The 14345-nt window shown below is 31.1% G+C and carries 18 protein-coding genes, 1 tRNA gene and 2 pseudogenes; 18 read left to right on the top strand and 3 right to left on the bottom strand.

The annotated features are described in order from the left end of the window. Window positions 1–142 precede the first annotated feature (142 nt). Together WEEVI_RS01715 and WEEVI_RS01710 are read left to right on the top strand one after the other, a co-directional pair. Window positions 143–1183: a hypothetical protein gene (locus WEEVI_RS01715; RefSeq protein ID WP_041942218.1), complete on the top strand. Its 1041-nt coding sequence runs from the start codon at window positions 143–145 to the stop codon at window positions 1181–1183. 130 nt (window positions 1184–1313) lie between these two features. Then, window positions 1314–1398 (top strand) — tRNA-Ser (locus WEEVI_RS01710). 181 nt (window positions 1399–1579) lie between these two features. On the opposite strand, the gene WEEVI_RS01705 is transcribed toward WEEVI_RS01710, so the two are convergent. Next, on the bottom strand, window positions 1580–1765 hold the full coding sequence (locus WEEVI_RS01705; protein WP_013597451.1) for a hypothetical protein: 186 nt from the start codon (window positions 1763–1765) through the stop codon (window positions 1580–1582). Between the two features lie 373 nt (window positions 1766–2138). Between WEEVI_RS01705 and WEEVI_RS11220 the strand changes: the two genes are divergently transcribed. From WEEVI_RS11220 to WEEVI_RS01665, 8 genes and pseudogenes are all read left to right on the top strand, one after another. Further along, a complete protein-coding gene (locus WEEVI_RS11220; RefSeq protein WP_115041665.1) occupies window positions 2139–2375 on the top strand; it encodes a hypothetical protein in 237 nt (78 codons plus the stop codon). 60 nt (window positions 2376–2435) lie between these two features. Next, window positions 2436–3035 (top strand): DUF5819 family protein, encoded by a 600-nt coding sequence (locus WEEVI_RS01695; protein ID WP_013597449.1) that lies wholly within the window; start codon window positions 2436–2438, stop codon window positions 3033–3035. Beyond that, window positions 3025–3897, top strand: coding sequence for an HTTM domain-containing protein (locus WEEVI_RS01690; protein WP_013597448.1), 873 nt, complete (start codon window positions 3025–3027; stop codon window positions 3895–3897). The genes WEEVI_RS01695 and WEEVI_RS01690 overlap by 11 nt, the downstream gene beginning before the upstream one ends. After that, the gene (locus WEEVI_RS01685; protein ID WP_013597447.1) at window positions 3894–6260 is read left to right on the top strand and encodes an outer membrane beta-barrel family protein; all 2367 of its coding nucleotides are present in this window, start codon (window positions 3894–3896) and stop codon (window positions 6258–6260) included. Before WEEVI_RS01690 ends, WEEVI_RS01685 begins: the two co-directional genes overlap by 4 nt. Next, window positions 6257–6622, top strand: a complete 366-nt coding sequence (locus tag WEEVI_RS01680; RefSeq protein WP_013597446.1) for a thiol-disulfide oxidoreductase DCC family protein — start codon at window positions 6257–6259, stop codon at window positions 6620–6622. Before WEEVI_RS01685 ends, WEEVI_RS01680 begins: the two co-directional genes overlap by 4 nt. A gap of 184 nt (window positions 6623–6806) precedes the next feature. Further along, window positions 6807–7250 (top strand): carboxymuconolactone decarboxylase family protein, encoded by a 444-nt coding sequence (locus WEEVI_RS01675; protein ID WP_013597276.1) that lies wholly within the window; start codon window positions 6807–6809, stop codon window positions 7248–7250. A 5-nt stretch (window positions 7251–7255) separates the two neighbouring features. After that, window positions 7256–7646, top strand: a pseudogene (locus tag WEEVI_RS01670) (RidA family protein). 169 nt (window positions 7647–7815) lie between these two features. Continuing rightward, window positions 7816–8412, top strand: coding sequence for a hypothetical protein (locus WEEVI_RS01665; protein WP_115041662.1), 597 nt, complete (start codon window positions 7816–7818; stop codon window positions 8410–8412). 53 nt (window positions 8413–8465) lie between these two features. Here WEEVI_RS01665 and WEEVI_RS01660 read toward each other — a convergent pair whose 3' ends face one another. Continuing rightward, complete coding sequence (locus WEEVI_RS01660; RefSeq protein ID WP_041942031.1) at window positions 8466–9026, bottom strand: hypothetical protein; 561 nt, start codon at window positions 9024–9026, stop codon at window positions 8466–8468. A 56-nt stretch (window positions 9027–9082) separates the two neighbouring features. On the opposite strand from WEEVI_RS01660, the gene WEEVI_RS01655 reads away from it, so the two are divergent. Then, window positions 9083–9349: a transposase gene (locus WEEVI_RS01655; protein ID WP_041942030.1), complete on the top strand. Its 267-nt coding sequence runs from the start codon at window positions 9083–9085 to the stop codon at window positions 9347–9349. A gap of 20 nt (window positions 9350–9369) precedes the next feature. After that, window positions 9370–10167 carry an IS3 family transposase gene (locus tag WEEVI_RS01650; RefSeq protein WP_081448697.1) on the top strand — a complete coding sequence of 266 codons (798 nt, stop codon included), beginning with the start codon at window positions 9370–9372 and terminating at the stop codon, window positions 10165–10167. A gap of 5 nt (window positions 10168–10172) precedes the next feature. Here the strand turns inward: WEEVI_RS01650 and WEEVI_RS01645 are convergent, their stop codons facing one another. Continuing rightward, window positions 10173–11324, bottom strand: a complete 1152-nt coding sequence (locus tag WEEVI_RS01645; RefSeq protein ID WP_041942029.1) for a hypothetical protein — start codon at window positions 11322–11324, stop codon at window positions 10173–10175. Window positions 11325–11368: 44 nt separating this feature from the next. Between WEEVI_RS01645 and WEEVI_RS01640 the strand changes: the two genes are divergently transcribed. The 6 genes and pseudogenes from WEEVI_RS01640 to WEEVI_RS01615 all read left to right on the top strand — a co-directional run bounded on the left by WEEVI_RS01640 (window position 11369) and on the right by WEEVI_RS01615 (window position 14316). After that, entirely contained in the window at window positions 11369–11929 is a 561-nt protein-coding gene (locus WEEVI_RS01640; RefSeq protein WP_013597439.1) for a hypothetical protein, read from the top strand. A gap of 385 nt (window positions 11930–12314) precedes the next feature. Next, a pseudogene (locus tag WEEVI_RS11625) lies at window positions 12315–12536 on the top strand (CbrC family protein); the annotation flags it as partial. Between the two features lie 6 nt (window positions 12537–12542). Then, complete coding sequence (locus tag WEEVI_RS11620) at window positions 12543–12896, top strand: hypothetical protein (RefSeq protein WP_041942027.1); 354 nt, start codon at window positions 12543–12545, stop codon at window positions 12894–12896. A gap of 84 nt (window positions 12897–12980) precedes the next feature. Then, the gene (locus WEEVI_RS01625; protein ID WP_041942026.1) at window positions 12981–13451 is read left to right on the top strand and encodes a hypothetical protein; all 471 of its coding nucleotides are present in this window, start codon (window positions 12981–12983) and stop codon (window positions 13449–13451) included. Between the two features lie 137 nt (window positions 13452–13588). Beyond that, the gene (locus WEEVI_RS01620; protein WP_013597437.1) at window positions 13589–13816 is read left to right on the top strand and encodes a hypothetical protein; all 228 of its coding nucleotides are present in this window, start codon (window positions 13589–13591) and stop codon (window positions 13814–13816) included. A gap of 29 nt (window positions 13817–13845) precedes the next feature. Then, window positions 13846–14316, top strand: coding sequence for a T9SS type A sorting domain-containing protein (locus tag WEEVI_RS01615; protein ID WP_013597436.1), 471 nt, complete (start codon window positions 13846–13848; stop codon window positions 14314–14316). The last annotated feature ends 29 nt before the right edge of the window (window positions 14317–14345 follow it).

The following is a 14345-nucleotide window of genomic DNA, read 5'->3' as shown; positions in this document are numbered from 1 at the left end:
AACGACAAAATATGTCATGATAAAAAGAAAGATAAGAAAATGTGTTTTTCCAATGCTAAGTTACGTTTTCCTATCAAAATGTAGAATGAAATGATTCAGAAAGCCGATAAAAAGCCGTAAATTTGGTAGGATGAAAAAGCCCGTGAAAGACGTAAAAATTGCATTCAGGAAACCAATTTATCCGATAAATGACGAATTATATACTTATTTGGATAACTATCAGCGGACAACCAAGATCGAATTGTTGTATGATGATTTGTTGCGCTTTGTCGATTTTAGTTCGATCGAAGATGAAAATGGTAAAGATACTTTGTGGTTGAGTGTGTATTATCATCAGGCTGAACAAGCCGAAATCGAAGAGAATCTTAATAGGATATATACCTTACTGCATTCTGATGGTGATGAAGAAACCTTGCCTTTTCTCACTGTTGATAGTATAGAATATTGCACTTTTGGAAACTCGAAACCTTTTCGGATTCGGGTGAGGAATATTCTCAATGATAATTATACCAATTATTATGTGAAAAAAGCTGACGCTTCTCGGATCTATGGATTAGAGTTAGAAGATTTGTTATCTCCACATAGAATCAATTATCTTGTTTTTCAAGATACTTTAATCGAAGAACATATATTAGGAATACCGGGCGATGTTTTTATCGAAAAGCACTTGCCTAAATGTAATTTGTTAGAGCAATCGCAGATTGCCAAAGAGTTTGTGAAGTTCAATGAACGATGTTTTATTGGTCTGCTGGGCGATATGCGTTCGTATAATTATGTGATCATTCCGATCCATGATTATAATCAAGTTATATATAGAATTCGACCGATAGATTTTGATCAGCAATGTTATGAGGGGAATTTGAAGATTTATCGACCCCAGTATTTCAAAGAAAATCGAGTATTGGTTGAATTGGTAGAACAACGATTGAAGAAAAATTCGATAGAACAATATCAGCGAGAGGTTCGCTCTTTGCTCGCAAAAAGGCTAATGAATAGTCCGATTCATTATCGAGATTTGATGGAAGTAATGAAGAAAGATTGCATAGCTCCTCAAGAGAATGTAGATCAGCTGAAAACTGCGTTGCAAAAACTGACCTATGACAGAAGGTTTGAAAAATGCAAAACAATGGGCGAAATCTTAAACATTGGCTTACGATTCTTGATAGTAAATTATAAAAAGTAATAAAAAAGAATCGAGTAATTGTTTGATTACGAGTAGGAAATAAAAAAGTGATAAAAAACTTTAGCAACTATTTGTAAAAATCATTTAAAAAAGTCTATATTTGCACTCGCAACAACGCAATACAGCGTTTGGAGAGATGGCAGAGCGGTCGAATGCGGCGGTCTTGAAAACCGTTGAGGGTCACACCTCCGGGGGTTCGAATCCCTCTCTCTCCGCAATCTACACTGAGTATCAGTGAATTAAAAACACTCGAACTAAATCAGGGACTTTTTCCTAATTTTAGTCCGAGTTTTTCTTTACATTAAATATTAATTCAGTTTCTCTCATTCTTTTAGCGAGTTATTTTTTATTCATCTAATTGAGATTCTGTAATATGCTGATAGTCTACTTGTAATTCTACAAAACTCTATTGGCTTTAGTATTTGGGATATACCAAGCCTTTTTGGTGACAGAATAGCGATGTTTACAAAATAAATGTAGAATATCCATATTTTCTTTTGAGTAGTTAAAGAAAATCCAGATAATGTTTTTGTTTCTATGTTGGGCAATTTCGAAAGAAAAGTTGGCGAGTAATGGATTCATGGCGAGTACGGATTTTAAATATTATTGAATTACGCAAAACAAATATTTATTATAAATAGAACGACTAATTTATAAATAAATATTGATATAGAGTGTTAATATACAGTGTTTTGTGATTTTAAAATTTAAGATGCATATAAAATGTTATTTCGTATATTTGAGTGTTGTATGAAACCATTTGACAAACGTTCGTGCTAAAACTCAACGTACATCCAACGAATTGGAAAGCTAAAAACAGCACATTAAACACAGGAGTAAGTACGTTATGGAAATTAAAAGGTTTATATTTACAAAATGGCAGACTAACTAAAATCAATTAACCGCTTAATTTCTTATACTGCCTAAAGAATGAAAGCACAAGTTTTACAAAATTATGACAAAGTCAATTTTATTTGGAGGAGCTTTAGTAATTGCTTCCCTTACAGGTTTTAACAGTTCCATAGGAACAGGTGTTCAATCTGAATTATCAGGAAGTAAATCTACTGCTATTTCAGACGAAAGCCGTAACAGAGTTGTTACAACAGCAACAACGACAACTACGGTAGAAGAGACAACTACAACAACCACTACAACTACAGGAACTATTAAACCTGTTGGATTTGGAGGGTAGTTATTTATGGCAAGGTTTGTTTGATTTTTAGACAAACCTTGCATTTTAATTTTATTAGGTATGAGAAAAACATTTACAATAGTTCTAAAAATTATCTTTTCGGTTTATTTTTTGTTCATAATCTTCATCCAAGTATATGACCAAAATTTCTTTGAATCAGAGAAAGTAGGAAAAATAAAGAATAAATACGCTTTGCCTTTTTTTGAACAAAATTGGGGAATGTTTTCTCCCAATCCACCAATGGGAAATCATTACTTTCTTGTGAAATTTGAAAGTGGCAATATAGAAAGTGATTATATAGACATTCATAAAAAAGTAAGAGAAAAGAGTTTTAATAGTTTATTTTCTATTGACCAACGAATTATCAAATATTTTGCTGAATGTTACAATGACATTGTTCGCAAAAAAAGCAAAAACATTAATATTGAAAAAAACATACACTCAAGCCACGGATTAGAATCTATACTCAACTATTCAAAAATCGTTTTGAATAACCAAAGGGATTTTTTAGAAAAAACAAGTCCAAATGATTCCGTTTTTGTTAAAATATACTTGATTGATGAACAACTGAACAAAGACATATACAAAGATAAAACCTATACTAAATCGTTCATTGAATTAGACAGAATCTATTTAACAACAACCGAGAATGGAAAATAGAAAAACAGGCATATTGTTATTGCGAGTTTTAATAGGGTTATCCATATTAAAAGATTTTTTTGCATTTTTTCACAACAAAAACTTTTTATTCAACAACAATGGTATAGTTTCTTATGAAACATATCAAGACATAATGAATTATTACAAGCTGGATTTTTTGAACGTAGATTTCAACAATTCTTTCAATGTGTCGGTTTTCTGTATTTTAGGAATAATATTCAGTATCACTTTTATATTGGGTATTTTTCCTCGCATTTCTGCGTTATTGCTCTTTTTCCTTTTGTTGATTTTTAAATTTCGGAACATTTATCTAATGGACGGAGGAGATAATATCATTACTGCTGTTTTACCTCTTTTCTTGTTCATCAAATCAGAAAGTTTAATCGAGGGTTACAACAAACTGAAAGAAAGGTTAGGATTAAACAATAACTTTTATATAAATCAAACTCACAAACTTTTTGTTTTGGGAATAATGATACAAATTTGCATTGTCTATTTTTTTGCAGGACTACACAAACTGCACGGAGAAGTATGGCTAAATGGAACAGCTTTATATTTCGTGTTAAATTCAGGAGATTTTTCTGCATATTCTATAAATGAGTACATCACAAGGTTTCCAATACTTGTTTGTTTTCTGACTTGGTTTACAATCGCATTTCAGCTGTCTTTTCCTTTTGTAGTTTGGATTTTAAAAACAAGAAAAGTAGTCTTACTTATCGGAATACTTCTGCATATTGGTATTTTCTTGATGATGAGAATAGATAATTTTTCTTTCATAATGCTTGCTTGCTATACAATATTTTTTACTGACAGCGAATATGAAATTTTAAAGTCGAAATCCAAAAAATTTATCCGATTATGAAATATATTTTATTCATACCAATATTACTAATATCTCTAACTGCAACTTCACAGACAATAAATTATGGAGGGATTGTGCATAATGAAAAATCAGTAACCATAAGTTATTTTGTAACATTAAAAAATGTTCAAGATTCCACAAGCTATTCTGAAATTACAGATGATAATTACCGATTTGAGTTCAAAAGTATTCCTATAGGAACATACGAAAGGTGTATTAGTTGGTTAGATAAAATACAATGCGATACACTTTTACTTGACAAAAATTTGGCGGATGATGTAGTGTATGTAATGGAAGATTATGTACTTGACGATGTGGTTATAACAGGAACTACCCAAAAACCATTAGTCCAAAATAAATCAGGAACATTGATTGTGAATGTGGAAGACAATCTAATAATGAACAGTAGTAGTGTATTTGACGCAATTACAAAATTGCCTGGTATTTCTTATAATCTTTCTAATAATGATTTTCGGTTAAAAGGAAAATCAGGAATTTTGATACAAATGGACGGAGAATCGTTATTGCTTTCACAAAACGAAATTGTAGAATACTTAAAAACTATTTCTGCTGATGACATCAAAAATATAGAAATTAATGCCAATCCTTCATCAAAATACGATGCAAGTGGAATTGCAGGTATTATAAATATTGTGAGTAAAAAGAATAAAAGAGAGGGATATTTTGCCAATATTTCTCTAAATACCACACAAGGCAAATACTATAAACAAAATTCAAATTTAAAATTACAATACAATAAAAAGAAAAGTCAATACTCATTTCAATACACAAACGCTTTTAGTACAAATTTTGAAAAAGCAATTTCTGAAAGGCAGTTTTCAAATTTATTATCAGACCAAAACACTTATGTAAAGATTAAGGGAAATACCAATACACTAAATTTTAGTTATTTACAAGAGTTTGGTAAATCAAACTTGTTGTTATCTGCAATTGGTTCTTTTTACTCTGAAGACATTAATCAAACTTCTGACTTACAATTTACTAACCGTCAAAATAATGAAATTATATCTACTACATTTTCAGACCAAAATAGTGATAATAAACTAAAAAATCTAAATCTAAGTTTGAAATATAATATTGACTTTGAAAATTCAAAATTAACTTTTCGCTCCTATTTTCTGAAATATGATATTGATAACTTTTCTAATCTAACATCTGCTTCAAGCAATAATAACAACATTAATTTAGACAACAACTCCCCAAGAACTGCCGATTTATTTGTATCTCAAATTGACTACGCTGTTACTATAGACTCTCTTTCAAGTGTTGATATAGGAGCAAAAGGAATTTTTCAAAAATTACAAAACACAAACAACTTTTTCGATTTGAGTTCAGGCACACCTGTTTTTGATTCAGAAAAATCTAATGATTTTGAGTATTCTGAATCTATTTGGTCGGGATATGCTGAATACAAAAGAAAAATAAAAAAGTTCGATTTTACAGCAGGAAGTAGAATTGAATATAACCCATCAAAAGGCTATAATTCAAAAAATAATTACACGCTAAAACGAGACGAATTGTATTTTTTTCCTTTCGTGAACATCGCATATAAATATTCGGATAATAGCGATTATAATTTGTCTTACAATAAACGAATTAACAGACCTTCTTTCAACAGATTAATGCCTTTTGATTATTATGTTGACCCTTATACAATTATTTCAGGAAATCCTAATTTAGTTCCTCACTTTGCACATAGTATTGACTTTCAATATATTTTAAAACAGAAGTATGTTTTTGGAATCAATTACACTTTTAATAAAAATCAAATTTTTCAAACACCTATTTTGAATGATAGTACTAATGTTACTACATTAAAACCTATAAATATAAAGAAAGGTCAAAGTATCAGTTTTTCTAACAATTCCAGTTTTAAATTATTTAAAAAATTAAATCTGAACGTAAATACAGTTCTATTTTATGACAAAATAAAAACCAATCAAGACGATATTGAAATTGATTCAGACAATTTTTCTTATCAAATCACATTAAATACCTCATATAAATTTTTCAAAGATTATACATTTAATGTAGTTTTTGATTACTTATCTCCATTTATTCAAGGACCATATAAAACTGACGAAATAATTACTTTGAATGCAAGTATCAGCAAATCATTTTTAGCAAATAAACTAAGAATTTCTCTTATTGGTAATGATATTTTAGGAACTTACAAAATAAACAACCGTTTGAATAATGATTTACAGAATGTTCTCACAAAACAAACTTTCGATACTAGATGGATAAGATTGGGATTAGTTTACCGATTTGACAAAGGATTGAAAAAAAATAATATAGAAACTGATAAAACAGTTGATGATATAAAAAACCGTGTACAATGAAAAAATTAACAGTATTTTATGATAATTGGTGTCCTAATTGTTCACGCTTTATCAAAATAGTAAAAAAACTGGACTGGTTGAATTTAGTCGAAAGTAAAGAGTTACGAAATGAACAATCAAAACAATTTAGCTTGATTGATTATGAAAAAGCAACAAAGCAAATGGCTTCATATAATGGTAAGTGGCATTACGGATTTAATACTTTATTCCTAATTTTCGTCAGACTTCCTATATTATGGATTTTATTTCCTATAATCTTTTTACTTAAAGTAACTGGAATTGGACAAATTTTATACACAGAGTTAGCAATAAACAGAAAAATAATTCCTATACATTGCGATGAAAACACTTGTGAAATATAATGGCTTCATACAACAAGGGCTTTGTGAAATGGGGGCTGAACGGCTAAATTCAAGGTCTGTACTTCTATCAAACATTAGTGCAAAATTGAAAGTTCCTACTTCTAATTCCCCAACTTCACAAAGCCCCAACCGGTTAGCTGTCATTGTACAACCGACAGTGCTAAAATCAAACGACAGACGAAAAATGAATTTAGAAAACAGAATAGATATTCAACAACTTGAACCGAACGCATACAAAGCAATGTTTGCCTTGGAAAATTACCTACAAAATTCAGGGCTTTCAAAAACACATCTGGAGCTGATTAAAATTCGGGCTTCACAGATTAACGGTTGTGCTTTTTGTATCAATATGCACACTTCAGACGCTTTGAAACAAGGCGAAACAGCACAACGGATTTTCTTGCTTAATGCTTGGAAAGAAACTGAATTATTTGCCGAAGAAGAAAAAGCGATTTTAGCCATTACAGAAGAAGTAACGCTAATTAGCCAAAACGGGTTAAGCGATAAAACCTACAAACAAGCTGAAAAACTTTTTGACGGAAATCAAATTGCACAAATCATAATGGCAGTTGTAACCATAAATGCGTGGAATAGAATTGCGATAAGCACAAAGAAAACGGTAAAATAGAAATTATGAAAATCATTCGTTTAAACCCTGAAAATATTCCTGCACCTGTTGGCAAATATTCACACGTTACGATAATTCCGAAAAATTCAGATTTATACACTTTTTCGGGACAGATTGGTGTAGATAGTGACGGAAATATTCCCGAAAACCTGAACGAACAAGTACACAACACATTTAAAAACATCAAGCAGATTTTAGAAAGTCAAAACCTGACTTCTGATGACGTTATAAAAGTCAATATTTGGGCTACGGAAGAAATTGATTGGGTATTTTTTGTATGCAGAATGGGAAACTTTATTCGGACAAACCTACCCCTCAATGACTATTGGTTATGTAAAAGCGTTAGGTCTTCCCGAAATAAAAATAGAGGTTGAGATTTGGGGAGCGAAACAATGAATATAAACAACGGACAGCTAACAAGGGTTTTGCGTCAGGCGGGTCGAACGTTCCCGTTCGACACTTTTTCGTAAATTTGAGCTTTGTCGCTCGCTCGGAATTTTCTGCTGAAAATCCCGCCCGAACGCAAAGCCCCGAACCGTTACCTGCAATTAATATTATCCTGATAATGAGAAAAGCATCAATTATTACATTTCTTTTAACTTTTTTAAGCTCTTGTTTTGTCAACACTCCTTCTTATTATATTTCGGGAACTAATGAACCGTTTCCGAAAAACGCAAATCAAAGTAAATGGGTTGTTTATTTTGATAATTTTTCAACTACTACGGAACAAGAAGTTAAAAAACAAATCATATCAGATTTCCAAAATCTCTTTCAAGAAAAAGTTGAATTTGTACACCAATCTCTGAATATTAAAAACTATGAATATATAGGAAACAAACTGAATGAGCAAGATTTAGAAGACATCAAAAAAGAAACAAATTCTGAAATACTTCTGATTTTTAAAATCCAAATGAAATATCAAACTCAGCACAAAACATTTGCAATTAAAAAAGTTGAGTATGAAAAGTATCGTAATTTGTTTATCTTTTTAGATGTCTATGACTTACAAACAAAAAAACTACTTTATACAAAATATGGTGTTTCTCAATTAAAAATAGATGATTCAGATGATTTCATCGCACAAACTGGAATCAGAACCCAAGCAATCAAAACATATGAAAAACTTAAAAATGATTTTATAAAATTTACTAGCACAAAATAAAAAACTTCCAAATAAAAATCTGGAAGTTTCATTAATTATAAACTCAAATATAGTTATTTTTTCTCTACGGTAAATCTTGTACCACCCCATCTATTGTAATAAACTCCACCTTCAATATCCATCTTATATTGAGTGATTTTATTATGTCCAAGAGTAAATTTAAACTTCCACTTTTTACTTCCATTAGTATCAGTTGAGAAACCTATTTCAAATCCTTTTAAATCAAAATCCTTTCTTACTCCAAAGTCTTTAATAACTTTGTGAGTGTTACTTGCTTGAATTAATTCGTCCTTTGTAACAATAAAAAATGGTTTAGCATCAATTCTATCATGTGAAGCCTTTATTTCATTCATGACAACTGCTATATCATTATTTGTACGCCCTTGAGTTGCATATTTTTGAAAAACTTTTGCAGCAATATTCATAATTTGATCAAGAGTTATTTCACGATCCTTGTTAAACAAATTTATATAAATTATGGCTTTTTTGTTTGTATTTAATAAGTTTTTAAAGCTGTCCATATTAACTGACGGAAGATTCTGACTATATTGTGGAACCAAAGGATTACCAGGTGAAAAACTATTTAAATCATATTGCGATTGTAAGTCCCCCAAAAACTCCAACAGTTTAAAATATTATAAAAATTTATAAATTTAAACTGTTATTAGAGATGAAAAAGTCAAGATTTACAGAAACACAAATCAGTCAAGTACTCAAGGAGCATGAAGCTGGAAAAAAGGCATCCGATATATGCCGAGAATTATCCATCAGTCCAAATACCTTTTATTTGTGGAAGCGCAAATATGGTGGCATGGATCAAGAAATGTTGCGTCAATTCAAGGAATTGGAGCGAGAAAATGCCCGCTTGAAGAAGATGTATGCCGATTTGAGTTTGGATCATAGTATTTTAAAAGAGGTCATCGAAAAAAAGCTTTAGGGCTCTGTCAGAAAAGAGAATTGGCAGAAGAATTAAAAGATGACAAACAAATCAGTACTGCCAGAGCCTGTCGCATCATCGGATTGGAACGTTCGGGATATTATTATCAAAGCATCAAGGACGATACAGAAGTAGAGCGTCGATTGCTTTATTATGCCGAAAAACTTCCGTCAAGAGGTTGTCCGGAATACACTAAACGCATCAGAAAGGAAGGTTATGGGTGGAACCATAAACGCATTGAGAGGATTTACCGTAAATTAGGACTGAACAAACGCAGAAGAAAAATCAAACGTCGCATCCCCAATCCGGACAAAGAATACTTATTGCAGCCGATTGCATCCAATATTACCTGGAGCATGGATTTTATGAGTGATGTGTTGGAGAACGGCAGAAAGATTCGGATACTGAACGTGATAGACGATTACAACCGGGAGGCATTAATGTGCGAAATAGACTATAGTTTTCCTTCAGAGAAAGTAGTTAAACTCGTGCAAAGGCTCATTGAGTGGTATGGAAAACCAACCAACATCCGTACGGACAACGGCACGGAGTTCATCGCAAAAGCTTTTGAGGGCTTTTGCTCCAACTCCTCGATCCGGCATATCCGAATCCAGAAAGGAAAACCCATGCAGAACGGATTTTGTGAAAGGTTCAACAAAACCTTTCGGGAAGATGTACTGGATGCTTACCTATTTGAAAATATCGAACAGGCAAGAACTCTCGCTCAAGATTGGATGGAGGATTACAATCATAATCACCCACATTCAAGTTTAGGAGATTGTTCACCGATAGAATTTAAATTGAAAAGAAGTGCATAATTTGCTTAGTTTTGAACTGTTGGAAAAACGGGGAACTTACACGATAAGCTATAATTCTGTTGTTTAAATTTTCCCGAAGATTCTAATAAATATACATCAGAAACAACAGGGATAGGTGCTGATTTTACAGTAATTAAATTGTTGATTGAATTAATTAAAGGCTTTAACTGAGAATCACTTATCGTTGCTGTAAAAGTTTTTCTTTCAACTTTCATAACACCATTATTAATTCTAAGGTATAATTTCTTAGCATCTTCTCTGCCCCATATTCCAGTCCAACCTTTTTTTCTAAATTTGTTTTTTGCTCTGACGCTGTAAAACAAGAAAAAGTCTTGAATCTCAAAAACTGTCTTTACACGATATTTACTACTAAAATTATAATAGCAGACATATTGTTTTCCAAAAATATTACCAACAAATGGTGTATTAATCCCATTATTACAATTTGTATAATGATTTGTTTGATTTGGTTTAGGAATAGTAATAGTAGTTCCACCTCCACCACCTCCTCCTGAGCCAGGTTCATCAGGAGCAATTCTGTCTACAATATCGTATTCAGAACCCAACTCTTCCAAATTAGGTCTGTAAGATATTATTTTATCAGAAACATAATTCATCCCCTCAGGAATGGAAATTTCCTGATTCTCTTCAATAAAATCCTCCAAACTATCATAATCATCTTTATGTACAATAAATAATCCATTAGGAGTATACATATAAATAGAATCATTTAATTGAAGTGCACCCTCTGAATTAAGTAGTGAAGCGAATTCTTCGTCTTCTAGAAATGTTTCCGAATCTTCTTCCTCATTTCCATTTTTAGCATAATGAGAAGGTATATTGATTAAAGTTTTTTGTTGAACTTCATTATACAAGTTTTCGTCTTTAATTTCGGGAGACACAGATAAAGGCAAAAAGCCTTCCTTATAAAATTTTGTAAACATTGAATTTTTATCAGAAATAGTATCTGATAAAAAGTCTTTCACAGAACTCTTTAATCCTGAAAATTTGATAATATTACGTTCAGCATCATAGGACACCTTTGCACTATAATCGTTAGTTCTACCTTCTGTCTTCAAATTCAAATTATAATCACTATTACAGGAAATAATAGCTATTAAAACAATCATAAAAAGGTTTAAGTTTTTTAAATTCATATTTTTGTATTTGATATATTTGCCGGAAAAAATAAATTTAAAAAATGAATACAACCAACTTCAATCTTATGATTTTTCTTACCATTTTATTTTTTCTAAATACTTTTAAAGTAAATGCTCAGGAAGATTCTTTCAAAAGTTTAGGAAAAATAGAAATCGGAGGACAAGGTATAAATATAAGCTACGAAACACCTCTTAGCAAAAACTTACTTTTAGATATCAGTTCTGGAGTAGGTTCAAGTTATAACGTATATAATAATTCTGTAGAATACGTAATTAATTTCAGTAAACCTAGTTTGTTTTTACAAGGAGAACTTGTTTGGGTTTATAACAGAGAAAAAAGATTATCCAAAGGAAAATCAATTCTAAATAATTCTGGCAATTTTGTTGCATTTCAAAGCAAATATTCATTTGGATATAAAAATGAACCAGACCAAAATAATGCTCTTTTAAATGAATTCCATTGGGGTTTACAAAGGTCTTTAGTTCAAAATTTATATTTTAACACTCACTTTGGAATAGGTTACATTTATGACAATGACAATAATGAAGGGAATATATATCCAGCAATTGGAATTAGAATTGGTTATGTTTTAGTAAAATAAAAATTAACTGCAGGTAACATGGTGTTTGCAAAATGGCGGGTTAAGGCTAAGTTGAAACATTCTGCACATTTAGCCGCCGAATGTGTTTCACATTCAGCTTTTTTATTTAATTTAGTTTCTGTGAAAACACATTGGCTACGTTACTGCTAAATTGAACTTTTCGTCCAATTTATCCGCCACTTCGCAAAGCCCCGAAACGTTGGTGGCAATATTAACCGAACGAACCGTAAAAACAGAAAAAATGGAATTACCGAAATTTAAGTACAGTCCAAACGCATACGAACTTGACATTTTCGAAAATGTAGAAGGAGTTTGTTCTGTATGTAACGAGAATAGACAAGTTAAATAAACAAGCTCATTTTATAGCGTTGAAAAACCCGAATATATTTGTCCTTGGTGCATCGCAGACGGACAGGCATCTGAAAAATATGAAGGGGAATTTAATGATTATGAAGGAATTGAAAATTCAGAGAATATTGAAAAAGAACTTTTATTACAAGCAAGTGAAAGAACGCCAAGCTACACAAGTTGGCAACAAGAAGTTTGGTTGACACATTGTAATGAACCTTGTGCATTTATTGGCTATGCGGACACAAAGACGATTGAACCATTAATGGAAGAATTAAATGACGACATAGAAAATAATGGTTATGACCCTTTGACTTCTCCACATACCACCAATCCAAATCATATGGTCAGAATCAACAATAATTTAGCTTGGAGAAATATTACCGTTATAGACATTTCTAATAAGAAAGACATTGGTGCAGCAGTTGCCGTATCCAACCCTTACAATTATACAAAAAAATTTTTTTTAGAGCTTGTTAAAGAAGATATAGAAACTGGAAAAGCCATTTATGAAGAAGCAGAAGTAGCAGTAAAAATGGACAATATTATTTATGCCGCTTGGGAAAGAGGAGGGAAAACAGCATCCCAATTAGAAGACACAAAGGATGAAAAGAAATAAATAGTAAAGGATAATAATGTTATAATAGACAATCTACAGCTAAATGCAAATGAGCTTGGTACTATTTATTTATCTTTTAACTTCTTGACAAAAAAAGCAACAGAGAAAAATAAATATAGATACCATGTAATCCAAAGAGATGCATCTACTGGTGAAATCATGGGAGGAGAAACTTTCGAGATTAAAAAAAAACCGAGAAATCTTTTTAATGCAAATGCAGGAAATGACAGAGAAATTGGTAAAAATGAAGAAGTAACATTGACTGCTCACCACATATTTGAGGCGGCTGAATACAATTGGTACGATGAAAATAGCAATCTAATCTACACCGGAAAAGATTTCACCATTACTCCTGAAATTACCAAAAAATACAAATTGGAAGTAATTACTGAAGATGGTTTCAAAGATTATGGTGAAGTTGAAGTCAAAATTAATCCTTACAAATTAATAAGTTTATCGCCGAACCCTGCAAATTCACAATTACAGATAGATTACGATATTGAAAACAGCACTTCTGCATTTATCATGGTTACAGGGGTTACCAATGGCGTTTAAAATAATTACGTGTTGAACACTAACAGTACGCAAACAATCATTGGTTTAGCTAATTACCAATCTGGACATTATATCGTTACATTGGTTTGCGATGGACAAATCGTAGATTCTAAAAACCTTATTAAAAATTAATAGTTATGAAAAAATTAATATTAATAACTTTTCTAATAGCTGGGCTTTCTACTAAAGCCCAACAAAATGAACTAATCGAAAATACATGGTATCTAGAAAAATTAGTTGTAAATGAAGAGGAGCTTCTTGCACCAAACAATGATGAAGTATCAGAAACTAAGTTTTTATGCCAAGAATGCGAGTCTGAAAACAATGTTGTTTTTTTACTTCTGTTTGTACTGAAGTTCTCTTAAATGGTTCTATCAATGACAATATACTCACCTTGCAATCAGGTTTCGTTGATGGAGAATGTAGTCTTGCTGAAAATATTTATTTTGAAGGATATTATCTTGATAACTTTTTCAAAGTTGGAATTTTGGATGAATTTTATGACTACGAGTATGAAATTAACCCAATAGATAATGGATTACAACTAATTTTAACTAATGTAGATGGTAATAAAGCATATTATAAAAATTATCATTTATCCACACAGGATTTAGATGATCTAAATGATAAATTTTTGACAACAATTCAAGATAATTGGCTATATGTGAAAATTATCAACTCTACATTTAATCCAAAGACAATTTCTATATATGATTTAAAAGGTAGATTAATTCTACGCTCAGAAATCATTAATGAAAAAGTTTTTATTGGTCAAATTCCGAAATCTATTTACATCGTACAAATTGAAGATATAAATGGTAATTTTCACACTAAAAAAAGTAATAAAAAAGTAATAAAAAAGTAATAAAAATACGTCATATAACATTTATTAAA

Origin of the sequence: Weeksella virosa DSM 16922, from assembly GCF_000189415.1 — a bacterium.
Taxonomy (GTDB): domain Bacteria; phylum Bacteroidota; class Bacteroidia; order Flavobacteriales; family Weeksellaceae; genus Weeksella; species Weeksella virosa.
Note: the sequence above shows the minus strand (reverse complement) of the source record. Positions and strands in the feature narration are given on the sequence as shown.